The organism is Streptomyces sp. NPDC002734 (assembly GCF_040295685.1).
Classification (GTDB): domain Bacteria; phylum Actinomycetota; class Actinomycetes; order Streptomycetales; family Streptomycetaceae; genus Streptomyces.
The window spans coordinates 111,636-132,971 of record NZ_JBEOVU010000012.1 but is presented as its reverse complement, the minus strand read 5'-3'; the positions used below and the strand labels follow the sequence as shown (position 1 = coordinate 132,971).

At 74.5% G+C, this 21,336-nt stretch carries 19 protein-coding genes; 9 read left to right on the top strand and 10 right to left on the bottom strand.

Annotated elements, in window-relative coordinates; genetic code table 11:
- The first annotated feature begins 168 nt into the window (after window positions 1-168).
- The 3 genes from ABT026_RS13545 to ABT026_RS13535 all read left to right on the top strand — a co-directional run bounded on the left by ABT026_RS13545 (window position 169) and on the right by ABT026_RS13535 (window position 3,717).
- A complete protein-coding gene (locus tag ABT026_RS13545) occupies window positions 169-1,188 on the top strand; it encodes a C40 family peptidase (RefSeq protein WP_351114413.1) in 1,020 nt (339 codons plus the stop codon).
- Window positions 1,189-1,457: 269 nt separating this feature from the next.
- Window positions 1,458-2,510, top strand: coding sequence for a C40 family peptidase (locus ABT026_RS13540; protein WP_502967966.1), 1,053 nt, complete (start codon window positions 1,458-1,460; stop codon window positions 2,508-2,510).
- Between the two features lie 97 nt (window positions 2,511-2,607).
- Complete coding sequence (locus ABT026_RS13535; RefSeq protein WP_351114411.1) at window positions 2,608-3,717, top strand: hypothetical protein; 1,110 nt, start codon at window positions 2,608-2,610, stop codon at window positions 3,715-3,717.
- An 84-nt stretch (window positions 3,718-3,801) separates the two neighbouring features.
- On the opposite strand, the gene ABT026_RS13530 is transcribed toward ABT026_RS13535, so the two are convergent.
- The gene (locus ABT026_RS13530; RefSeq protein WP_351114410.1) at window positions 3,802-4,944 is read right to left on the bottom strand and encodes a glycosyltransferase family 4 protein; all 1,143 of its coding nucleotides are present in this window, start codon (window positions 4,942-4,944) and stop codon (window positions 3,802-3,804) included.
- A 44-nt stretch (window positions 4,945-4,988) separates the two neighbouring features.
- Here ABT026_RS13530 and ABT026_RS13525 point away from each other — a divergent pair, with 44 nt between their 5' ends.
- Window positions 4,989-6,314 carry a glycosyltransferase 87 family protein gene (locus ABT026_RS13525; protein WP_351114408.1) on the top strand — a complete coding sequence of 442 codons (1,326 nt, stop codon included), beginning with the start codon at window positions 4,989-4,991 and terminating at the stop codon, window positions 6,312-6,314.
- Window positions 6,315-6,323: 9 nt separating this feature from the next.
- Here the strand turns inward: ABT026_RS13525 and ABT026_RS13520 are convergent, their stop codons facing one another.
- From ABT026_RS13520 to ABT026_RS13495, 6 genes are all read right to left on the bottom strand, one after another.
- Window positions 6,324-7,088 (bottom strand): endonuclease/exonuclease/phosphatase family protein, encoded by a 765-nt coding sequence (locus ABT026_RS13520; protein WP_351114407.1) that lies wholly within the window; start codon window positions 7,086-7,088, stop codon window positions 6,324-6,326.
- A gap of 11 nt (window positions 7,089-7,099) precedes the next feature.
- Window positions 7,100-8,053, bottom strand: coding sequence for an ROK family glucokinase (locus ABT026_RS13515; RefSeq protein ID WP_351114406.1), 954 nt, complete (start codon window positions 8,051-8,053; stop codon window positions 7,100-7,102).
- A gap of 53 nt (window positions 8,054-8,106) precedes the next feature.
- Window positions 8,107-8,586, bottom strand: a complete 480-nt coding sequence (locus ABT026_RS13510) for a DUF5304 domain-containing protein (protein WP_351114405.1) — start codon at window positions 8,584-8,586, stop codon at window positions 8,107-8,109.
- Between the two features lie 85 nt (window positions 8,587-8,671).
- Window positions 8,672-9,850: an ArsA family ATPase gene (locus ABT026_RS13505; RefSeq protein ID WP_351114404.1), complete on the bottom strand. Its 1,179-nt coding sequence runs from the start codon at window positions 9,848-9,850 to the stop codon at window positions 8,672-8,674.
- A gap of 20 nt (window positions 9,851-9,870) precedes the next feature.
- On the bottom strand, window positions 9,871-10,314 hold the full coding sequence (locus ABT026_RS13500) for an SRPBCC family protein (protein WP_351114403.1): 444 nt from the start codon (window positions 10,312-10,314) through the stop codon (window positions 9,871-9,873).
- Window positions 10,315-10,408: 94 nt separating this feature from the next.
- Window positions 10,409-11,227 carry a metallophosphoesterase family protein gene (locus ABT026_RS13495; protein ID WP_351114402.1) on the bottom strand — a complete coding sequence of 273 codons (819 nt, stop codon included), beginning with the start codon at window positions 11,225-11,227 and terminating at the stop codon, window positions 10,409-10,411.
- 307 nt (window positions 11,228-11,534) lie between these two features.
- Here ABT026_RS13495 and ABT026_RS13490 point away from each other — a divergent pair, with 307 nt between their 5' ends.
- Window positions 11,535-13,334, top strand: coding sequence for an AMP-dependent synthetase/ligase (locus ABT026_RS13490; protein ID WP_351114401.1), 1,800 nt, complete (start codon window positions 11,535-11,537; stop codon window positions 13,332-13,334).
- Window positions 13,335-13,469: 135 nt separating this feature from the next.
- Here the strand turns inward: ABT026_RS13490 and ABT026_RS13485 are convergent, their stop codons facing one another.
- On the bottom strand, window positions 13,470-14,099 hold the full coding sequence (locus tag ABT026_RS13485) for a hypothetical protein (RefSeq protein ID WP_351114400.1): 630 nt from the start codon (window positions 14,097-14,099) through the stop codon (window positions 13,470-13,472).
- Window positions 14,092-14,898, bottom strand: coding sequence for an alpha/beta hydrolase (locus ABT026_RS13480; RefSeq protein ID WP_351114399.1), 807 nt, complete (start codon window positions 14,896-14,898; stop codon window positions 14,092-14,094). Before ABT026_RS13480 ends, ABT026_RS13485 begins: the two co-directional genes overlap by 8 nt.
- A 174-nt stretch (window positions 14,899-15,072) precedes the next feature.
- Here ABT026_RS13480 and ABT026_RS13475 point away from each other — a divergent pair, with 174 nt between their 5' ends.
- The 4 genes from ABT026_RS13475 to ABT026_RS13460 all read left to right on the top strand — a co-directional run bounded on the left by ABT026_RS13475 (window position 15,073) and on the right by ABT026_RS13460 (window position 19,200).
- On the top strand, window positions 15,073-15,825 hold the full coding sequence (locus tag ABT026_RS13475) for a lysophospholipid acyltransferase family protein (protein WP_502967969.1): 753 nt from the start codon (window positions 15,073-15,075) through the stop codon (window positions 15,823-15,825).
- A gap of 362 nt (window positions 15,826-16,187) precedes the next feature.
- Window positions 16,188-17,384 (top strand): MacS family sensor histidine kinase, encoded by a 1,197-nt coding sequence (gene macS / locus ABT026_RS13470; protein ID WP_351114466.1) that lies wholly within the window; start codon window positions 16,188-16,190, stop codon window positions 17,382-17,384.
- A 32-nt stretch (window positions 17,385-17,416) separates the two neighbouring features.
- Window positions 17,417-18,082 carry a response regulator gene (locus ABT026_RS13465; RefSeq protein ID WP_351114397.1) on the top strand — a complete coding sequence of 222 codons (666 nt, stop codon included), beginning with the start codon at window positions 17,417-17,419 and terminating at the stop codon, window positions 18,080-18,082.
- Between the two features lie 101 nt (window positions 18,083-18,183).
- Window positions 18,184-19,200 carry a 2-hydroxyacid dehydrogenase gene (locus ABT026_RS13460; protein ID WP_351114396.1) on the top strand — a complete coding sequence of 339 codons (1,017 nt, stop codon included), beginning with the start codon at window positions 18,184-18,186 and terminating at the stop codon, window positions 19,198-19,200.
- Here ABT026_RS13460 and ABT026_RS13455 read toward each other — a convergent pair.
- A complete protein-coding gene (locus tag ABT026_RS13455; protein ID WP_351114395.1) occupies window positions 19,146-21,119 on the bottom strand; it encodes an anthranilate synthase family protein in 1,974 nt (657 codons plus the stop codon). The genes ABT026_RS13460 and ABT026_RS13455 overlap by 55 nt on opposite strands.
- Between the last annotated feature and the right edge of the window lie 217 nt (window positions 21,120-21,336).

Genomic DNA, 21,336 nt, shown 5'->3' with positions numbered 1-21,336 from the left:
GGTGGCGAGATTTTACGTACGAGGATTTGAACTGATCACAAGAAGGTCACTAGGTTTAGCCATCGAACCTTCGCTCGGGTGATCGCTCAGAGGGAGTGACGGCGGAGGCTCACCGCCCGCCAGGTGTGCTCTCCGGCAGGCGGCTGATGGCAGAAGGAGACCGCCCACGTGGCGTCCCACCGTCGACCCAAGCAGCCGAGCCGCGCACGTGTCACCGTGCTGACCACCGCAGCGGCAGCCGCCGTCGTCCTCGGCGGCAACTCCGCCCAGGCCGCGCCCGCCAAGCCCAGCAAGGGCGAGGTGAAGGAGAAGGTCGACAAGCTCCACGAGCAGGCGGAGCAGGCCACCGAGAAGTACAACGGGGCCAAGGAGAAGCAGGAGAAGCTCGAGAAGGAGATCGACGCTCTCCAGGACAACGTGGCCCGCGGCCAGGACGACCTCAACGAGCTCCGCGACGCGATCGGCATGGCCGCCGCGGCGCAGTACCGCAGCGGCACCATCGACTCCTCGATGCAGCTCTTCCTCTCCGCCGACCCGGACGACTACCTCGACAAGGCGTCCACCCTCGACCAGCTGAGCAACCAGCAGGTGGAGGCCCTGGCCGAGATCCAGGACAAGCAGCGCGAGCTCACCCAGCAGCGCCAGGAGGCCGCCACCAAGCTGGACGACCTCGCCGAGACGCGCGAGGAGCTGGGCAAGAAGCGCAAGGAGGTCCAGGCCAAGCTGGCCGAGGCCCAGAAGCTGCTCAACTCCCTCACCGCCGCCGAGCGGGCCAAGATGGTCCAGGAGGAGGCCGCGGACGCCGCGAAGTCGGCCGGCCTCACCGGAGGAAAGGCCGCCTCGGGTCGCGCCTCGGCCGCCTTCGCCGCCGCGCAGACCAAGATCGGCTCGCAGTACGTCTACGGCGCCACCGGTCCGACCACCTTCGACTGCTCCGGCCTCACCTCGTGGGCCTACGGCCAGGCCGGCGTCGGCCTGCCGCGCACCTCCCAGGCGCAGGCGAGCTACGGCACCCGCCTGTCGATGGACCAGCTCCAGGTCGGCGACCTGGTGATCTTCTACAGCGACCTGCACCACGTCGGCCTTTACGCCGGCAACGGCCAGGTGCTCCACGCGCCGCGCACCGGCACCGTCGTGCGCTACGAGTCGATCAACAACATGCCGTTCCAGTTCGGCGTGCGGGTCTGATCCCCGCCCACCGTCCGAAACCCCCTCGCCGTCACCCGCTCGGATGAAACCGGGCGACTCGTGTCGACCGTGCGCCCCGCCAATGACCTGCGTCAGAGGCGGGGCGCGGGCATGTTCGGACCCCACGGTCTTTGAAGGGGACCCGGCGACGGGGCTAGTGTCTGGCGCGTTTCCCCCGACACCGTGGGAATCGGTCCCGTCACAGCCGGTGACGGTCCGTCAGCCGTGAGGCCCGCGCTCCGCCGGCCTCGAAGGGAGTGCGGTCCTCCGTGGGTTGTCACCGCCGCCTCGCACCGCGCCGCTCCGCCTCCGCGGGCCGCGCCTCCTCGGCGCCCGGCGCCGCCCAACTCACCGCCGCCGTCCTCTCGGTCGCCGCCGCCTTCGGGGTCGCCCCCCAGGCCGCCGCCGCTCCCGGCACGCCGGACGGGCCCCAGGGCGCCCGCTCCGAGCTGGACCGGCTGTACACCGAGGCCGAACAGGCCACCGAGGCCTTCAACCACGCGGACGAGCGCGCCGAGCGGCTGCGCGGGGAGGTCGACCAGGCCCAGGACCGGATGGCCCGGCAGCAGGAGAGGGTCAACGAACTGCGCGAGCAGCTGGGTTCGCTGGCCGGCGCCGAGTACCGCTCCGGCGGCATGGACCCCTCGCTGGCCCTGCTGTTCTCCTCCGACCCCGACGACTACCTCGACAAGGCCGCGGTGCTCGACCGGATCGGCTCCCGCCAGGCCGGCAAGCTCACCCGGCTGCGCGGTGCGCTGCGCGAACTCGGCCAGCAGCGCGCGGAGGCCGTCGCGGACCTCGCCGAACTCGAGCGGGTGCGCAAGGACGTGACCGCCCAGAAACGGGTGGTGGAGGGGAAGCTGAGACGGGCCCGGCAGCTGCTCCAGACGCTGCCCGAGGACGAACGCGCCGCCTGGGACCGGGCCGCCCGCTCCGGGCGCGACCTGCCGCCGCTCGGCGAGGACACGACGGTCTCCGGGCGTGCCGCGGCGGCGCTGGCGGCGGCGCGCGCCGCGCTGGGGCGGCCCTACGTCTGGGGCGCGAACGGACCGACCGCCTTCGACTGCAGCGGACTCACCCAGTGGGCCTGGGGCCGGGCCGGAGTCTCCCTGCCGCGGACCTCGCAGGCGCAGCGGACGGCGGGACAGCAGGTGCCGCTCTCGCAGGCGCGGCCGGGGGACCTGGTGACGTACCGGTCCGACGCCAGCCATGTCGCCCTCTACGCGGGCAACGGCCAGGTCATCCACGCCCCGCGCCCGGGCGCCGCGGTCCGCTACGACCCGGTCGGCATGCTGCCCATCGCCTCCGTCACCCGCCCCTGACCGCGGGGCCGCCCCTGTACCGGCGGGCCGGCCCCGATCGCCTGGGCGAGGGGGCGGGTCGTGAGGCCGGGGCGGGAGGCCGCCTACGATCGGGCGGGTGAAGAGGAACCGGGCGCTCGCCGCCGCCGTCGCGCTCGGGGCGCTGCTCGCGGCGTGCGCCGCCGCCCCGCCCGACGCGCAGGCCCTGCTCGACCGCCGGGCGCGGGCCCTGCTCGACGGGGACCGCGCCGCCTTCACGGCCACCGGCGCCCCCGCCCTGTGGAAGCCCCAGCACGCCCTCCCGCTCGCCGCCTGGCGCTACCGGGTGACCGGGCGGCAGGGGGAGGACGGCGCCACCGTCAAGGCCGAACTGCGCTACCGGCTGGAGCGGGACGCCCGGGCCGCCACCGCGCGCCGCGTCCTCACCCTCGCGCGGGACGCGGACGGCTCCTGGCGGGTCACCGCGGACCGGCCCGCCCCCGGGGAGCCCGAACAGCTCTGGGACCAGGGCGCCGCCCTGCGCACCGCCGTCACCGCGCGCACCCTGGTGGTCGCCTCCGGCCCGGCCGACCCCGGCGCTTGGACCGGACCCGGGGACGCCGCCGCACGCGCCGTGCGGGCCGCCTGGGACACCGGGGTGCGGCCCGTGATCGTCGTCCCGGACTCCACCGACGCGATGGCCCGCCTGCTCGGCGCGCCCACCGGGACCTACCGCGACACCGCCGCCGTCACCACCCCGGGCGAGGCGCCGCGGGTCGTGGTCAACCCCGAGGCGTGGCAGGCGCTCGGCGAGGAGGCGCGGCAGGTGGTCCTCACCCACGAGACCGCGCACGTCGCGCTGCGCGCCCGTACCACCCCACGCACCCCGATGTGGCTCTCGGAGGGCTGCGCCGACTGGACCGCCTACCGGACCTCCCGGCAGGACCCCGCCCGCACCGCGCCCGCCCTCGCCCGGGCGGTCCGCGACGGCGACGTCCCGCGACGGCTGCCCGCCGACGGCGACTTCGCCTTCGGCGGCGACGCGGGGACGGTCGGCCGGGCCTACGAGGGCGCCTGGCTGGCCTGCCGCCTGGTCGCCGACCGCTGGGGCGACGAGGCCGTCCGCGACCTCTACGAGGCCGCCGGGACCGACGGCGAGGAGGCCGCCCTCCGCCGCGTCCTGGACGTCGACCGCGACGGCTTCACCGCCCTCTGGCGGGACGCGCTGCGCCGCGACCTGGGCGGCTGAGCGCACCGGGGCCCGGACGGCGGCCAGGCGCGCGGTGGCGGTCCCGCCGTGGCCGCACCGCGCCCCGTCCCGGCCGCACCGCGGTCAGAGCAGGTCGCGGAGGCGGTCGGCGAGGAGGTCCCAGCGCCACCGCTCCTCGACCCAGGCGCGGCCCCGCTCACCCATCCGGCGGCGCAGCTCCGCGTCACCGAGCAGCGTGACGATGCGTTCCGCGGCGTCCCCGGGCGAGCCGCCGGGGACCACCCAGCCGGTCTCCCCGTCGAGGACCGCGTCCGGCGCGCCGCCGGAGTCGCCGGCCACCACCGGGAGGCCCGTCGCGGACGCCTCCAGGTAGACGATGCCCAGGCCCTCGACGTCGAGCCCGCCCCGCCGGGTCCGGCACGGCATGGCGAACACGTCGCCCGCCCCGTAGTGGGCCGGCAGCTCCGACCACGGCACGGAGCCGGTGAAGACCACCGAGCGCTCCACCCCGGTCTCCCGGGCGAGCCCCCGCAGGTCCTTCTCGTACGGGCCGCCGCCGACCACCAGCAGCACCGCGTCCGGCTCGGCGGCCAGGATGCGCGGCATCGCCCGGATCAGCGTGTCCTGCCCCTTGCGCGGCACCAGCCGCGACACGCAGACCACCACCGGCCGGTCGGTGAGCCCCAGCCGGGCGCGCACCCTGTCGCCGCCGGAGCTCGGGTGGAAGGTCTTCTCGTCGACGCCCGGCGGCAGCTGGACCATCCGGGCGGCGGCCTCGGGCGTGAGCGCGTCGGCGATCCGCGAGCGCGTGTACTCGCCCAGGTAGGTGATGACGTCGGTGGACTCGCCGATCCGCCGCAGCAGCTGCCGGGCCGCGGGCAGCTGCGCCCAGCCCGCCTCGTGGCCGTGGGTGGTGGCGACCAGCCGGGTGGCGCCCGCCTTCCGCAGGGCGGGGGCCATCAGACCCAGCGGGGCGGCGGCGCCGAACCACACCGAGGTGCAGCCGTGTTCGCGCAGCAGGCCGACGGCCCTGCGGGTGGCGCCGGGCGTGGGCAGCAGCATCGTGGTGCGGTCCCGCACCACCCGGAACGGCTGCTCCGCGTCGAAGGCGGCGGTCGCCTGGACGCCCTCCCGGCTGCGCTTCCAGGTCGACGCATACACCACGAACCGCTCCGGATCGAGGCGCAGCGCGATGTTGTGCAGGAACGCCTGGATGCCGCCGGGGCGCGGCGGGAAGTCATTGGTCACGATCAGCGTCTTGTGCATCGCGGACGACCCTATCCAACGGGCGCATGGGGAATCATGGCCGCATGCAGACCAAGGGCCCCACGCACCCCCCGTCCGCCACCGTCCCCGCCGCCGGCCCGGCGGCCCGCCCGGCGGCCGCCCTGTGGGCACTGTGGCTCGCCTCCAGGGCGGTGCTGCTCCTGTTGGTCTTCAAGGTGTGGGTGATGCCCGGTCCGGACGTCACCTCCGACGTCCACGTGACGTACCAGAACTGGTACCGGGTGCTGGGTGAGGGAACGTTCCCCCAGACGGACATCACCTGGCAGTACCCGCCGGCCGCCGCGCTGGCGATCCTCTCCCCGGCCGTGCTGCCCTGGCTGGAGTACGCGCAGGCGTTCTTCGTCCTCGCCTTCCTGGCCGACGCGGTCGGCTTCGCGCTGCTGCTGCGGGCCGGGCGGGGGAGCGGACGCTCCCGGCACGGCGCCTGGGTGTGGACGGCCGGCGTGCCGCTGCTCGGCCCCACGGTGTACGCCCGCTACGACGTGATGGTCACCGTCGTCGCCGTCGGCGGCCTGCTCGCCCTGGCACGCCGGCCCCGGCTGGCGGGGGCGCTGATCGGGTTCGGCGCGATGCTCAAGGTGTGGCCCGCGCTGCTGCTGGCCGGTGTGGTCCGCAGGACCACCTGGGTGTGGACGGTGGTCACCGCGGCCGTGGTGGCGGCCGGGTTCGCGCTGGCGATGCCCGGGGCCTTCGCCTTCCTCACCTTCCAGCGCGACCGCGGCACCGAGGTCGAGTCGCTGGGCGCGCTGGTCCTGCACGTCGCCCGGCAGTACGGGTGGCAGGGGCAGGTCCTGCTCAACTACGGCTCCATGGAGTTCATCGGCCCGCACGTGGAGACGGTGAGCCGCGGGGCCATGCTGCTCACCGTGGCCGTCTTCGGCTGGCTGCTGTTCTGGCGCTGGCGGGGCCGGCCCGGGGCGCTGAAGGCGTCCTCGGAACGGATCGTGTGGGGGCCGGCGGTCCCGGCGCTGGCCGGGCTGGTGGCGGTCCTGATGTTCACCGTCACCAGCCGGGTGATCAGCCCCCAGTACCTGGTGTGGCTGGTGGGCGTCGCCGCGGTGTGCGTGACCTTCCGCGGCAGCGGGGTGGGGCCGGCCGCCTGGGTGCTGGTCGCGGCGAGCGGGGTGACGCTGGTGGAGTTCCCGCTCTACTTCGGCGACGTCGTCGGCAGCACGCCGCTCGGGCTCGTGCTGCTGTTCCTGCGCAACGGGCTGCTGGTCGCCGCGACCCTGATGGCCGCCGACCGCCTGTGGGAGGTCACGGTGGGCGGCGCGGACACCCCCGAACGGGAGACCGAGGGGCCCGCCGGCGAGGCGGAGCCCCCGCGGGAGTCCGTGCGGACCGGCTGAGCCCGCCCGTCAGGACGCGGGCACCCGCAGCGCCGCCAGGACCGGGAGGTGGTCGGTGGCGGCGCGGAGGTCGGACGGGGCGAGGCCGGGCAGGTCCGTGGGGACGCCGCAGCCGAGGACCTCGACGCCCGGGGTGGTGAAGAGGGCGTCGATGCGCTGGACCGGGTCGTGCGCGGGGGAGGTGAACTCGCCGCCCCACGGGGCCGCCGGACGGCAGTCCCGCAGCTCGGCCGCGACCCGGCGGAAGGTACGGCCGCCGGGCCGCTCGTTGAGGTCGCCGCCCGCCAGGACGTGCGGGACCCCCAGCGAGCGGACCCGCTCCAGCAGCATGCCCCCCTGCTCGTACCGCTCGGCGGACGCCAGGGAGAGGTGGCAGCTGAGGACGCCGAGCCGGGCGGCGGGCCCGAACCGCACCACCGCCGTCGCGAACCCCCGCCGGTGCAGGCCCGGCGTCACCGGCAGCAGGACGTCCACGGTGCGTTCGACCGCCGTCCGCAGGGAGCACAGCAGGGCCGGCCCGGCGGCGGGGGCGCCGCCGGAGAGGACCACCAGGCCCGACTCGCGGGCCAGCCGCGCCAGCCGCCCGCGCCAGCCCGTGAACCGGGGGGCCTCCTGCACCAGCACGAGGTCCGGTGCGCAGGCCCGGATCACCCGGGCCAGCGCCGCCGTGTCGTCGCGCATCGACCGCACGTTGTAGGACAGCGCCCGGACCACGGCCGACCCGTCGGCCTCGGTCCGGGACGCCGGGAGCGGAGCGGGCGCGTCGGCCGTCACCGTGCGCGGACCTACATCGGGGCCGCGGGCTGCCGGGCCAGGTCGGCCGCGCCCACCAGGCCCGCCTTGCCGCCCAGCGTCGCCGCGTTCACCTCGGCGACCGGACGCCAGGTGCCGCCGACCAGCCAGCGCCGGTAGGACTTGCGGACCGGCTCCATGAGCAGCTCGCCCTCGTCGGAGAGGCCGCCGCCGATGATGAAGGCCTCCGGGTCGAAGAGGGAGGCCAGGTCGGCCAGGCCCGCGCCGACCCAGCGGGCCAGCTCCCGGTAGGAGTCCACCGAGACCCGGTCGCCCTGACGGGCGGCGGTGGAGATGTGCTTGCCCTCGATGCCCTCGGGCGTGCCGTCGCCCAGGGCGAGCAGCAGTTCGGCGTTGCCCGGGGTGGCCAAGGCGCGCTGCTTCGCGTAGCGGACCAGGGCGCGCCCGGAGGCGTACTGCTCCCAGCAGCCCTGCTTGCCGCAGCCGCACTGCAGGCCGTCCGGCACCATCCGCATGTGGCCGAACTCGGCGGCCACGCCGAAGTGACCGCGGCGCAGCTTGTCGCCGATGATGATGCCGCCGCCCAGGCCGGTGCCCAGGGTGATGCAGATGACGTTGTGGTTGTCCCGGCCGGCACCGAACCGGTACTCGCCCCAGGCCGCCGCGTTCGCGTCGTTCTCGACGACGACGGGGAGGTCCACGCGGGCCTCCACCTTCGCCTTGAGCGGCTCCTGACGCCAGTCGATGTTGGGCGCGAAATAGACCGTGGCCCGCTGCCGGTCGACGTAGCCGGCGGCGCCGATGCCCACGCCGACGATCTGATGGCCGGCCCGGGCGCCGTCCACCGCGGACGCGATGGCGTCGACGATGGCCTCGGCCGTGTCGGGGGTCGGCACCTTGAAGGTCGAGAGGATGTTGCCATCCTCGTCGACGACTCCCGCCGCGATCTTGGTGCCGCCGATGTCGACGCCGATGGTGAGTCCCATGTGTCCCTCGGTAAATGGTCGTGCCCGCTGGGGCTTACCGTACCGGAGGGCGATCAGTCCACGTCGATCCGCTGCCCTCCGGCGGGCCCGCCGTCCTCGCCGTCGTCCTCGGGACGGTCGGCGGAAGGGGCCCGGGAGGAACCGCCGGGACGCCCGGCGGGAGGCTCCTCACCTGCGGTCCAGCGGCGTTCCTGGGACTGCACGGCGCTGCGGTAGGCCGCCAGCAGCTCGGAGCCGGCCGCGGACAGATGACGGAAGACGTCCGGGTTGCGCTCGACCACCGGTTCCACCGCGGCCCTGGCCTGCCGCACGACCTGCTCGGCGGCGCCCAGCAGCTGCGCCTGCCCCTGGAAGGAGGCCAGCCGGTCGGCGACCGCGGAGGCCAGCTTGCGCAGCTCCTCGGCGGCCGACCCCGTCGCCTCACCGGCGCCCCGGCGCTCGCGGTGGCGTTCCTGCTCGGCCCGCAGGTCCTCGGCGCAGGCGTCGGCCCAGGCGTCGGAGTCGCCGGTGCGTCCCTCTGGCTTCTCGCTCATCCCGGACCCTTCTCCCGTTCCTCGTCGTGCCCCGCTCGACGGGGCTCGGACACCTTCGACGGTACCGCCAACGCCCCCGCGCCGTTCAGCGCTCGGCGGAAGGGCGGGGCCACACCGCGGGGTCCGGGACGAACCGCACGGCGAGCACGCCCTCGCGCAGCGCCGCCCCGGTCACCGCGCAGCGGCGCAGCGCCGGGGGCAGGGCGAGGGCCCGGCGGAAGCGGCCCGCGGCGAGCAGCAGCTCGTCGCCCCGGCGGACCAGCTCCAGCTCCTCGCGGACCGCGCCGGGCAGCGGGATCCGCCAGACCAGGGAGCCGTCCTCGGCGGTCCGGTCCTCCACCGGCCGCTCGACGGCCCAGGACCCGGCCGCCCGGGCCCCGGGAGACGTCGCGGTGGCGTCGGCGCCCGGCACGCCGAGGGCGGTCAGGTCGTCGGCGCCGCGCGGCTCACGGCCCAGGTGCGGGACGGGGTGGACGGGCAGGCCCGCCGCGGCCCACTCGTCGAGGGCCTTGCGCTGCTGGGCGGCGAGCGTGGTCAGCCAGGTGTCGGAGCTCGCGTCGGGCACCACCCGGGTGGCCAGCAGCGCCCCGGGGCGCAGGCCGTGCAGGGCGAGACCGAGCACCGCGGCGCGCACCGCCTCCAGGGCGGACGGTCCGGGCTCGGCGGTCAGCCGCACCTCGGCCCGCCCCAGCAGGTCCTCGACCTCGGCGAGCTGTTCCTCCCAGCGGGCGGCGGACTCGTACAGGCGCTCCGAGGGCATCGGCACCCCGGCCAGCCGGCCCAGCAGCGGCCGCAGCGCACGGGCCGCCTGCCGTTCCTGCGGGAGCAGCCGGCGCAGGTAGCGGCGCAGCTCGCCGGGCAGCGCGAGCAGGGCCAGCGCCTCGGGGGCGGCGGGGAGGTCGGCGACCAGCAGGTCGTGGGCGCCGGAGCGCGCCGCCTCGCGCAGGGCCGCCAGGACGGCGAGCTCGCGGGCGCCGGGCAGCGGGGTGATCTCGTCGCGTTCCAGCGGGCGCGCGCCGAGCAGGTCGAAGGCGGCCCCGGCCTGCCCCTGGAGGGCGTCGAGCACGTCGCGGAACCCCTCGGCGGGGTCGGTCCGGCGCACGGCGAGGCCGGGCACGTCGCCGGGAACGAGCCCTGCGGGCAGGGCGTCGTCGCAGGTCAGCAGGAGGGTGCGGGCGCCCTCGCGGGCGGCGCGCAGGGCGGTGGCGGCGGCCATGGTGGTCCGGCCGGATCCGCCGGGGCCGGTGATCAGCAGGGTCCGCATGAGCGGGGGAGGCCCGGGTCCTAGGCCGCCTTCGACTCGACGCGCTTCTTCAGGCCGGCCAGCGCCCGGTCGATGATGACCTTCTCGGCCTTGCGCTTGATCATGCCCAGCATGGGGATCTTGACGTCCACGGTGAGGGTGTAGGTGACCTCGGTGGAGCCGTCGCCCAGGTCGCGCAGGGCGTAGGTGCCGTCGAGGGAGCGCAGCATCTGCGACTTCACCAGCGTCCAGGACACCTCGTCGGCGCCCTTCCAGGTGTAGGCCAGGGTCTGGTCGTCCTTGATCGCGCCGGCGTCCATCACCAGCCTGACCTGCTCCGCGCGGCCCTGGCCGTCCGTCGCGACGACCTCGGCCTCCTTCACCTCACCGGTCCACTCGGGGTAGCGGGCGAAGTCGGCGATCACCTCCATCACAGCGGCCGGTGCGGCCCCGATCGTGATGTTCGAGCTGGTGTGTTCCGCCATCGCCGTAGCTCCTCCAGATCCGGGCCGGGCAGGTCTGCGGTTGCAGGCTACCGCGCGCGGACGGACGTGCCGGAGCCGCGTCGGGGCGGCCGGCTCAGAACTCCAGGGCCCAGGGCCGGCCGGTGCTCGCGAAGTGGCCGACGTTCACGCACTCGGTGGACCCGACGCGCATCCGCTGCCGCAGCGGCTGGTGGACGTGGCCGAAGAGCGAGTAGCGGGGCCGTGTGCGGCGGATCACGTCCAGCAGGGCACGGCTGCCGCGCTCGAAGCGGCGCGCCACCGTGTCGTAGACCAGGTCGGGGACCTCCGGCGGGATGTGCGTGCACAGCACGTCCACCTCGCCGAGCGCGGCCAGCTTGGCCTCGTACTCCTCGTCGTCGATCTCGAAGGGCGTGCGCATCGGGGTGCGCAGGCCGCCTCCGACGAAGCCGAAGGTCCAGCCGCCGATCTCCACCCGCTGCCCGTCCAGGACGGTGGTGCCCTCCCGGGCGTACTCGGGCCACAGCCGGGGGACGTCGACGTTGCCGTAGGTGGCGTACGTCGGGGTGGGCATGGCCGCGAACATCTCGGCGTACTGGCGGCGGACCGCCCGCTCGATCAGCACCGACCGGTCCTCGTCCTTGGTCGCCCACAGCGCCGCCTGGAACTCCCGCGCCTCCTCGAAGCGGCGGGCGGTGCGCAGCGCGACGATGCGATCGGCGTTCTCGCGGCCGAACAGGTCGCCGAAGATGCCGCGGGAGTGGTCGGCGTAGTCCAGGAACAGGATCAGGTCGCCGAGGCAGACCAGCGCGTCCGCGCCGTCCTTCGCCCTCGCCAGGTCACGGGTGTTGCCGTGCACGTCGCTCACCACGTGCACGCGGGTGCTGCGGGTGCCGGGGCGTCCGACCCGGTCACCGAGGGGTGTCGCTGCCATGCCGACGAAGCCTAGGCGTGTGGTGCAACCGTGAACAGAGGCGGTCGGACCTGCGGTTACTCTGGCACCTCAAGAATGGCGTGGACTACTGTGCGCAATGGAACACCAGTCGTGTGACGCGGCGAACATCGGAGCCGGACGCTCTTTCGGAGCGAACATACCCAGGAGTAACGTCCGGACAGTCCCGTAGTGCCAGGTCCAGGGGCGGACCATGTCCGAACCCTTCCCGGCACGCGCCCCCAGCCATGGACCGCACCGTCGCACTCACACAACGTCGTGGCGTCGGCGCCAATGAGGAGCAGCAGTCTTGCGCGAGTTCAGCCTTCCGGCTCTCTACGAAGTCCCCGCGGACGGCAACCTGACCGATCTGGTCCGCAGAAACGCCGCGCAGCACCCGGACACCGCGGTGATCGCCCGCAAGGACGACGCCGGCGCCTGGCAGGACGTCACGGCCAAGAGGTTCCTCGACGAGGTGCACACCGCGGCCAAGGGCCTCATCGGCGCGGGCGTGCAGCCCGGCGACCGGGTGGCGCTGATCTCCCGCACCCGCTACGAGTGGACGCTGCTGGACTTCGCGATCTGGAGCGCGGGCGCGGTCACCGTGCCGGTCTACGAGACCAGCTCCCCCGAGCAGATCCAGTGGATCCTCGGCGACTCCGGCGCGACCGCCGTGGTCGTGGAGACGCCGCTGCACGCGGCCGCCGTGGAGCAGGTCCGCGGGGCCCTGCCGGAGCTCAAGCACGTCTGGCAGCTCGACGACGGCGCCGTCGAGGAGCTCGGCCGGCTCGGCCAGGACGTCTCCGAGGACACCCTCGAGGAGCGCGGCCGCTTCGCCAAGGCCGACGACCCGGCCACCATCGTCTACACCTCCGGCACCACCGGCCGCCCCAAGGGCTGCGTGCTCACCCACCGCAACTGGTTCGCGGAGGCCGGCAACGCCGTCGAGCGCCTCGGCCCGCTGTTCGACACCGGCCGCTGCTCGGTGCTGCTGTTCCTCCCGCTCGCCCACGTCTTCGGCCGCCTGGTCGAGATCGCGGCGATGCTCGCGCCGATCCGCCTGGGCCTGGTCCCGGACATCAAGAACCTCACCGACGAGCTGGCCTCGTTCCGCCCGACGCTGATACTCGGCGTCCCGCGGGTCTTCGAGAAGGTCTACAACTCGGCCCGCGCCAAGGCACAGGCCGACGGCAAGGGCAAGATCTTCGACAAGGCCGCCGCCACGGCCATCGCCTACAGCCGCGCCCTGGACGACCCGTCGGGCCCGTCCTTCGGCCTGCGCGTCAAGTACAAGGTCTTCGACAAACTCGTCTACTCCAAGCTGCGCGCCGTCCTCGGCGGCCGCGGCGAGTACGCGGTCTCCGGCGGCGCGCCGCTGGGCGAGCGGCTCGGCCACTTCTTCCGCGGCATCGGCTTCACCATCCTCGAGGGCTACGGCCTCACCGAGTCCGCCGCGGCGACCGCCTTCAACCCGTGGGACAAGCAGAAGATCGGCACGGTCGGCCAGCCGCTGCCGGGGTCGGTCGTCCGCATCGCCGACGACGGCGAGGTGCTGCTGCACGGCGAGCACATCTTCTCCGGCTACTGGAACAACGAGGCCGCCACCGCGGATGCGCTGGAGGACGGCTGGTTCCACACCGGCGACCTCGGCACCCTCGACGAGGACGGCTACCTGCGGATCACCGGCCGCAAGAAGGAGATCATCGTCACGGCCGGCGGCAAGAACGTCGCCCCCGCGGTGATCGAGGACCGCATCCGGGCCAACGCCCTGGTCGCCGAGTGCATGGTCGTCGGCGACGGCCGGCCGTTCGTCGCCGCGCTGGTCACGCTGGACGAGGAGTTCCTCGGCCGCTGGTGCGCGGAGCACGGCAAGCCGGAGGGGACCACCCCGGCCGAGCTGCGCGACGACGCGGACCTGCTCGCGGTGATCCAGTCGGCGGTCGACGACGGGAACGCGGCGGTCTCCAAGGCGGAGTCGGTGCGGAAGTTCCGCGTCCTGCCGGGCCAGTTCTCCGAGGAGTCGGGGCACCTCACGCCGTCCCTCAAGCTGAAGCGGAACGTCGTCGCGAAGGACTTCGCCGACGAGATCGAGGCCCTCTACCAGCGCTGACCGCAGGGGCGCGTGAGCGCATGAGGGCATGAGCGCAGGGAAAAGGGGCCCGGACCGTCATGGTCCGGGCCCCTTTCCCGTCGTTTCTCCCGCCGCCCGCAGGGGCGCGGAGGTGTCCCGGGAGGATGCCGGGGGTCAGACGACGGCGCCGCGGCCGGGGTCGTCGTCGTCGGCGTCGGGGTCCATGCGCAGGACCAGGGCGGCCGCGCCGCCGAGGAACCCGCCGACGCACACCGTCGTGAGCCACCACGACATGTGCCACCCCAGCAGCACCGCCAGCAGCAGCAACACCGGCCCGCCGATCACCCCGAGCCAGGCGAACTTGGCCGTCGCGTCCGCCTCCGGCAGCGGCGGCGGCTCCGGCGGGACGAAGTGGTCCTCGTCCGCCGGCTCCGTGAGCTCGAAGTCCCGCGGACCGGCCGGCGGCGCCGTCGCCGTGGCCCCGGCGCCCACACCAGGCGCGAACGTCACGGACCCGCCCAGCGGCCGCGCCTCGGGGTCCGGCTCCGGCTCGGTGGCCGCGTCGCCCTCCGCACCGGCGGGTGCGACGGCGAGCTCCGCGTCACCCCCGGTTCCGGTCCCGTCGGCATCGGGCTCCGGCAGCGCCAGGTCCTGCACGGGGCGGTACGGTCTCACCCCCGGGGGGTCCGGCGGCTCCTCGCCGTAGGAGGCGACGATCGCCTCCCACGCGGCCTTCTCGTCGAAGGCGGGAAGGTCGGGGTCCTGCTCCTGGTCCGGGTCCCGCCCGGTGCCGTCCTCAGCCAACGGGGGCCGTCCCTTCCCGGTCGCCCGGATCGCCGGGCCCCTCGCCCCGCGCCCCGGAAGTCAGCCGCTCCACGAACGCCGCGCTCTCCTCGAAGATCCGCTCGGCGTCGTTGTCCAGCGTGGCCACGTGGTAGCTGTCCTCCAGCACGATCTCCGTGGTGTCCACCGAGGAGACCCGCGCGAGGATGCGCGCCGAGTCCGCGGGGGAGACCACGTGGTCGACCGTGCTGTGCAGCAGCAGGAGCGGCTGCGTCACCTGAGGCAGCTCGCCGTCCAGCATCCGCAGGAACACCGCCAGCGAGTACGCGGCGTGCAGCGGCACCTTCGTGTAGCCGGTCTCCAGCACGCCCTGCTTCTTGATGTCGCTGGTCAGCCCCTTGGTGGTGGGCACCAGGTGCCGCACCACCGGCAGTACCCGGGCGGCCGCCCCGTGGATCTTGTTCAGCGGGTTGACCAGCACCAGACCGCTGATCGCGTCGCCGTGCTTCGCGGCCAGCCGCAGGGTCAGCGCGCCGCCCATCGACAGGCCGAAGACGAAGACCTTCTCGCACCGCGCGGTCAGCTCCCGCAGCGCGTGGTCGACCTCCGCGTACCAGTCCTGCCAGCCGGTGACCTGCATGTCCTCCCACCGCGTGCCGTGTCCCGGCAGCAGCGGCAGGGACACCGTCAGGCCGCGCCCGGCGAGGTACTCCGCCCAGGGACGCATCGACTGCGGCGAACCGGTGAAGCCGTGACAGAGCAGGACGCCGATCTCCCCGCCGTCGTGGCGGAACGGCTCGGCTCCGGGAAGGACCGGCACTTCGGTCTCCTCGTGACTGAGTCGTGCCGCCGGGTAGCGGGTACCCGCACGGCACGGGGATTGAAGTGGGTACTTCACCGTACGCGACCGTGCCTGCACCGGCCAGGGGCGTCGAGCGTTTGCCGCGGCCTCGGGATAAGGTTCGGACCCGATGCACAGGAGGGCAGTCGGGTGATCTACGAAATAATGAAGGCGATCATCGGGGCACCGGTGAAAGTCGCGTTCAGGCCTTGGGTCGAGGGCCTGGAGAACGTCCCGGCCGAGGGGCCCGCGATCCTCGCGAGCAACCACCTGTCCTTCTCGGACTCCATCTTCCTGCCCGTGATGCTCGACCGGAAGGTCACCTTCATCGCCAAGGCGGAGTACTTCACCACCCCCGGCGTCAAGGGCCGCCTCACGGCCGCCTTCATGAAGGGCGTCGGCCAGCTCCCGGTGGACCGCGAGGGCGGCCGCGGCGCCGGCGAGGCCGCGATCCGCAGCGGCATCAAGGTGATCGAGAACGGCGGCCTCTTCGGCATCTACCCCGAAGGCACCCGCTCGCCCGACGGCCGGCTCTACCGCGGCAAGCCCGGCGGCCTGGCCCGGGTGGCGCTGGCCACCGGCGCCCCCGTCATCCCGGTCGCGATGATCGACACCGAGAAGATCCAGCCGCCCGGCCGGGCGATGCCCAAGCTGATGCGCCCGGGCATCCGGATCGGCAAGCCGCTGGACTTCAGCCGCTACCAGGGCATGGACAACGACCGCTTCGTGCTGCGCGCGGTGACCGACGAGGTCATGTACGAGCTGATGAAGCTGTCCGGCCAGGAGTACGTCGACATGTACGCCACCGCCGCCAAGCGGCAGCTGGCGGAGGCCGCCAAGGCCGCGAAGGCGGCCGAGCGCGCGGAGGCGACCGCCGGTTCCACCAAGGCGGCGGACGGCAGCTGACTCGTACCCGGCGCCGCCCGCGCCGGGAGCGGGAGAGACCGGTCACGGCCGGGCCGACGCAAGGGAGACCGGCCGAGCACGGACAACCGGCACCGGAGGACCGGACCGGATGCGCAGCGCCTGCCGCGGGCCGGTTGTCCACGAGGGGACCGGCCGAGGACGGCCGGCACGGAGGCGAGCCGGGCGAGGACGGGCCGCACGGAGGGGACCGGCCGAGGACGGCCGGACGGAGAGACCGGCCGAGGTGCAGGCCGGTGGTGCAGGGGAGACCGGCCAGGGACTGGCCGGTCGTACGGGGGAGCCGGGCGGAGACGCGCCGGTCGTACGGGGGAGACGACGTGACGGGGGAATCCCGCGGCAGGATGTCGGTCGAGCAGCCGCTCTGGCAGGCGCTGACCGCCTACCGGGTGCTGACGATGCTGTACGCCGTCGGCCTGTTCGCCGCCGCCTACCACCAGTTCGTCCGGCCGGGCCTGGCCGTCGGCTACTACGTGGTGCTGGCGGGGTGGACCCTGGCCACCGTGCGCAAGGTCTCCGACGCCCGCAGCTGCACCCGCGCCTTCCTGGGCGTCGACCTGACGATCGCCGTCGTCGGCATCCTGCTCACCCCGCTCGCCGACTCCGCCGCCCGCATCCACGCCGGCGGGCCCACCCTGCCGTCGATATGGACCGCCGGATCGGTGCTCGCCTTCGCGGTCAAGGGCGGCTGGCGGTGGGCGGCCTTCGCCTCCACCCTGGTGGCCGCCGCCAACCTGGTGGAACGTGGCGCGCCCACCCGCGACACCCTGCACAACGTCGTCCTGGTCTGGGTCGCCGCCATCGCCATCGGCTACGTCGTCGAGGTGGCCCGCGCCTCCGAGCGGACCCTGGCCCGCGCCCTGGAGATCGAGGCCGCCACCCGCGAGCGGGAGCGGCTGGCCCGCGACATCCACGACGGCGTGCTCCAGGTGCTCGCCATGATCCGCAGGCGGGCGGCCGACGGCGTCACCGGCGGCGGCGCCGACACCGTGGAACTGGTGCGGCTGGCCGGGGAGCAGGAGTCCGCGCTGCGCGCCCTGATCTCCCGCGGACTGCCCGGCCCCCGCGACGCCGCCCCGCGCGCCCTGCCGGGAGGCTCCCGCGGTGCCGCGGACTCGGGCGCGGACCACGGCGAGGAGGACCCGGACACCCCCGTCGACGTGCGCGCCCTGCTGGCCGGGCACGCCACCGGCTCCCGGATCGCCCTCGCCGAGCCCGGCACCCCGGTCGAGCTGCCGGCCGGCGTGGCCCGTGAACTGGCCGCCGCGGTCGGCGCCGCGCTGGACAACGTCCGGGCGCACGCCGGCGAGGAGGCGCGGGCCTGGATCCTGCTGGAGGACGAACCGGACCAGGTGATCGTCACCGTCCGCGACGACGGCCCCGGCATCCCGGCCGGACGGCTGGACGCGGCCGAGCGGGAGGGGAGACTGGGCGTCGCCCAGTCCATCCGCGGCCGGCTGCGCGACCTGGGCGGCACCGCGGAGCTGTTCTCGGTCCCCGGCCAGGGAGCCGAGGTCGAGTTGAGGGTCCCGAAGGCCTGAGGGCCTGCGAACAGGCGAGGAGAGCTGAACCGATGGGGGAGAGCCCGTTGAAGGTGATGGTGGTCGACGACCACCCGATGTGGCGCGACGCGGTCGCCCGGGACCTGGCGGGAGCCGGGCTCGAGGTGGTGGCCACCGCCGGCGACGGCGAGCAGGCGGTGCGGCGGGCCCGCGCGGTGCGGCCCGACGTGCTGGTGCTCGACCTCAACCTGCCGCTCAAGCCCGGTGTGGAGGTCTGCCGCGAACTCGTCGGCGCCGACCCCTCGCTGCGGGTGCTGGTGCTGTCGGCCAGCGGCGAGCACGCCGACGTGCTGGAGGCGGTGAAGTCCGGCGCCACCGGCTACCTGGTGAAGTCCGCGTCCACCGAGGAACTGCTCGACGCGGTCCGCCGCACCGCCGTCGGCGAGGCCGTCTTCACCCCCGGCCTGGCCGGACTGGTGCTCGGCGAGTTCCGGCGACTGGCCGCCGGACCGGCCGAGCCGGCCCCCGCCACGCCCGCTCCCCGGCTCACCGACCGCGAGACCGAGGTGCTGCGCCTGGTCGCCAAGGGGCTGTCGTACAAGCAGATCGCCGAGCGGCTGGTGATCTCCCACCGGACCGTCCAGAACCACGTGCAGAACACCCTCGGCAAGCTCCAGCTCCACAACCGGGTGGAGCTGGTGCGCTACGCCATCGAGACGGGCCTGGACGAGGACTGACCCGGGAGCTGCGTCGGAGCGTGGCCAGGGCCGGCCGGCCCTGGCCGAAAGGGCCCTTGGGCGGCTCGCGATCGCGGCGGAGGGCTCGTAGGGTCGGCTGCATGGAGATCCTCGCGTTCGGAGTCCAGTACGACGAGAAGCCGCTCCTGGAGGCGGCCTTCGCCGAGGCGGTGAGCCCGCTCGGGCACGAACTGCGCTGTCTGGACGTCAATCTCGACGCGGACACCGCCGCCCTGGCCCTCGACCACGAGGTGGTGGTCAGCCCGGTCAACGCGGAGCTGGACCGCGAGGTGCTGGGAGCGCTCGCGGCCGGCGGCACCCGGCTGATCGCCCAGCGCTCCACCGGCTTCAACAACATCGACCTGCCCGCCGCCGAACAGCTGGGCATGACCGTCGCGCGGGTCTCCGCCTACTCGCCGCACGCGGTCGCCGAGCACGCCTGGGCGCTGGCGCTCGCCTGCAGCCGGCACATAGCGCGGGCCGCCCGCCGGACCCGTGACTTCGACTTCCGCATCAGCGGCCTGATGGGCCGCGACCTGCACGGCCGCACCGCCGGAGTGATCGGCACCGGAAAGATCGGCGTGGCCTTCGCCCGGATCGCGCACGGCTTCGGCATGCGCCTGCTGGGCTGGGACGTCCGCGAGAACCCCGAGTGCCTGGACCTCGGCATGACCTACGTGCCGACCGCGGACCTGCTGGCCCGCTCCGACCTGATCACCCTGCACGTGCCGCTCCTCCCCGAGACCCAGCACCTCATCGACGCCGACTCGCTGCGGATCATGAAGGACGACGCGATCCTGGTGAACACCAGCCGCGGCGGCCTGGTGGACACCGCCGCGCTGGTCGCCGAACTGCGGGCGGGCCGCTTCACCGGGGTGGGCCTGGACGTCTACGAGGCGGAGGAGGGCCTGTTCTTCCAGGACAAGTCGCTGGACTTCGTCGACGACGACACCCTGGCCCGCCTGGTCACCTTCCCCAACGTCCTGGTCACCGGCCACCAGGCCTACTACACGTCCGACGCGGTGGGGCAGATCGCGCACACCACCGCGTCGAACGTGGTGGACTACCTGGCCGGCCGCCGCTCGGAGAACGTGCTCGCGCCCCGGCCGTCCGCCTGAGCCACGGCGCCGCCCGCCGAGTCACCGGTGCCGCCCGGCGCGCCCGCCGCGCCGCCCGCCGTGCGCATCACCCCGGCCAGCAGCTCGCGCACCACGTCGATGCCGCGCACGGTGAGCACCGACTCCGGGTGGAACTGCACCCCGGCGAACCCGGGCCCGCGCAGCGCGTGCACCTCGCCGTCCGCGTCCCGGGACACCTCCACGCCGTGCGCGGCGAGCTCGGCGGCGGCCGCGTCGTCGCAGCGGGCGACGAAGCTGTTGTAGAAACCGACCGTCTCCGGCCGCCCGAACAGGTCCAGCGTGGTCTGCGCCCCCTGGTACGGCACCCGCTTGCGGACGATCTCCAGGCCCAGCTCGGCAGCGATCAGCTCGTGGCCCAGGCACACGCCCAGCACCCCGTGCGGACGCTCACGGAGCACCCGGGCGGCCAGGTCACGCAGGAACCGCATCCGCGGGTCGGCGGCGTCCCCCGGGTCGCCCGGGCCGGGGCCCAGGACCACCGGACCCGGATGGGCGAGCACCGTCTCGCGCAGCCCCGGCTCGTCGAAGCGGCGCACGGTCACCGTCAGGCCGAGCGAACGCAGCAGGTGGGCCAGCATCGCGGTGAACGTGTCCTCCGCGTCGACCACCAGCGCGTGGCCCGAAAGCGTCGCGCCACCGTCCTCGGCCCGCTCCCGCATCCGCAGCCAGAACGGCGCCAGCGCCGTGCGCCGGGCGTCCAGCGCGGCCCGCACCCGCGGGTCCTCGCCCAGCCGGGGAGCCGTCCGCTCCTCCCGGGGCCGCCCCGGGCGCACGCCGAGGGCGGCCAGCACCCCGGCCGCCTTGGCGTGCGTCTCGGCCACCTCGCCGGCCGGGTCGGAGCCGCGCACCAGCGTCGCCCCGACGCCCACCCGCAGCGTGCCGTCGGCGGCGACGTCCGCGGTGCGGATCAGGATGGGGGAGTCCAGGGTCTGCGCGCCGCCCGCGTCCCGGCCCAGCAGGGCGAGCGCGCCCGCGTAGTAGCCGCGGCCGTCGGGCTCGTGCCGCTCGATGACCCGGCAGGCGTTCTGCACCGGCGAGCCGGTCACCGTTGCGGCGAACATGGTCTCCCGCAGTACCTCGCGGACGTCCAGCGTGGAGCGGCCGCGCAGCTCGTACTCGGTGTGCGCCAGGTGCGCCATCTCGCGCAGTCTCGGCCCGACCACCACCCCGCCCATGTCGCCGACCGTGCACATCATCTTGAGCTCCTCGTCCACCACCATGGACAGCTCCTCGGTCTCCTTGGCGTCTCCCAGGAACTCCAGCAGGTCCTCCGGGGTGGGCCCGCCGGCCGGGTAGCGGTAGGTCCCGCTGATGGGGTTCATCACCACGGCCTGCCCGGACATCCGCACGTGCACCTCCGGGCTCGCCCCGACCAGCGTGCGGTCCCCGGTGTGGACCACGAACGTCCAGTACACGCCGCGCTCACCCTCCAGCAGCCGCCGGAACAGGGCCAGTGCGTCCACCGCCCCGAAGCCGTCGATCCGGCCCCGGTAGGTGCGACGGATCACGAAGTTGGCGCCCTCGCCGCGTCCGATCTCCTCACGCAGCACGCGCTCCACGGTGCGCGCGTAGGAGGCGTCGTCCTGGTCGAAGCCGCCGTCCTCCACCCGCACCTCGTGCGCGGGCAGCTGCGCCAGCGCCTCGGCGAGCGGGATCTCGTACGACTCCTCGGGGGTCAGCGCCAGCAGCGGCGTGCCGTCGTCGCGGACGTCGAAGCCGCGCTCGCGGATCTGCCGGAACGGCACCAGGGCCAGCGCCCGCTCCGGCAGGTCGGCCAGCTTCTCGTACTCGGCGACCGGGCCGACCAGCAGCTCGACGAGGTCGTGGTCACGGCCGGGGGTGCGGCGGCGCAACAGGGCGAACGGGCGGCCGTCGCCGGGCAGCAGCGAGAGGTCCATGTCGGGTGCTCCTCCGTGGTGGGAGTGGTGGGGGAGGAGCGGCCCGGTCGCGAAAACGCCGAAGGCCGCCCCTCGGGCGGCCTTCGCGAAGTGTGGATACGCGCAGTCAGTGGGCCGCCGAAGGAGCGGTCCACCACCAGTTCAGGTGCTGCTGCAGATGCCGCTGCAGGTGCTGCGCGTGTGCTGACATGGCGGGAACCCTACCCGAGCGCGGCGG

Excerpts from the sequence above, each read along its gene's own strand:
- ABT026_RS13460 (WP_351114396.1), top strand. The coding sequence starts at position 18,184 with ATGGAGATCCTCGCGTTCGGAGTCCAGTACGACGAGAAGCCGCTCCTG.
- ABT026_RS13505 (WP_351114404.1), bottom strand. The coding sequence starts at position 9,850 with ATGCGGACCCTGCTGATCACCGGCCCCGGCGGATCCGGCCGGACCACC.
- ABT026_RS13465 (WP_351114397.1), top strand. The coding sequence starts at position 17,417 with ATGGGGGAGAGCCCGTTGAAGGTGATGGTGGTCGACGACCACCCGATG.
- ABT026_RS13525 (WP_351114408.1), top strand. The coding sequence starts at position 4,989 with ATGCAGACCAAGGGCCCCACGCACCCCCCGTCCGCCACCGTCCCCGCC.
- ABT026_RS13500 (WP_351114403.1), bottom strand. The coding sequence starts at position 10,314 with ATGGCGGAACACACCAGCTCGAACATCACGATCGGGGCCGCACCGGCC.
- ABT026_RS13515 (WP_351114406.1), bottom strand. The coding sequence starts at position 8,053 with ATGGGACTCACCATCGGCGTCGACATCGGCGGCACCAAGATCGCGGCG.
- ABT026_RS13530 (WP_351114410.1), bottom strand. The coding sequence starts at position 4,944 with ATGCACAAGACGCTGATCGTGACCAATGACTTCCCGCCGCGCCCCGGC.
- ABT026_RS13455 (WP_351114395.1), bottom strand. The coding sequence starts at position 21,119 with ATGGACCTCTCGCTGCTGCCCGGCGACGGCCGCCCGTTCGCCCTGTTG.
- ABT026_RS13510 (WP_351114405.1), bottom strand. The coding sequence starts at position 8,586 with ATGAGCGAGAAGCCAGAGGGACGCACCGGCGACTCCGACGCCTGGGCC.
- ABT026_RS13495 (WP_351114402.1), bottom strand. The coding sequence starts at position 11,227 with ATGGCAGCGACACCCCTCGGTGACCGGGTCGGACGCCCCGGCACCCGC.
- macS (WP_351114466.1), top strand. The coding sequence starts at position 16,188 with ATGTCGGTCGAGCAGCCGCTCTGGCAGGCGCTGACCGCCTACCGGGTG.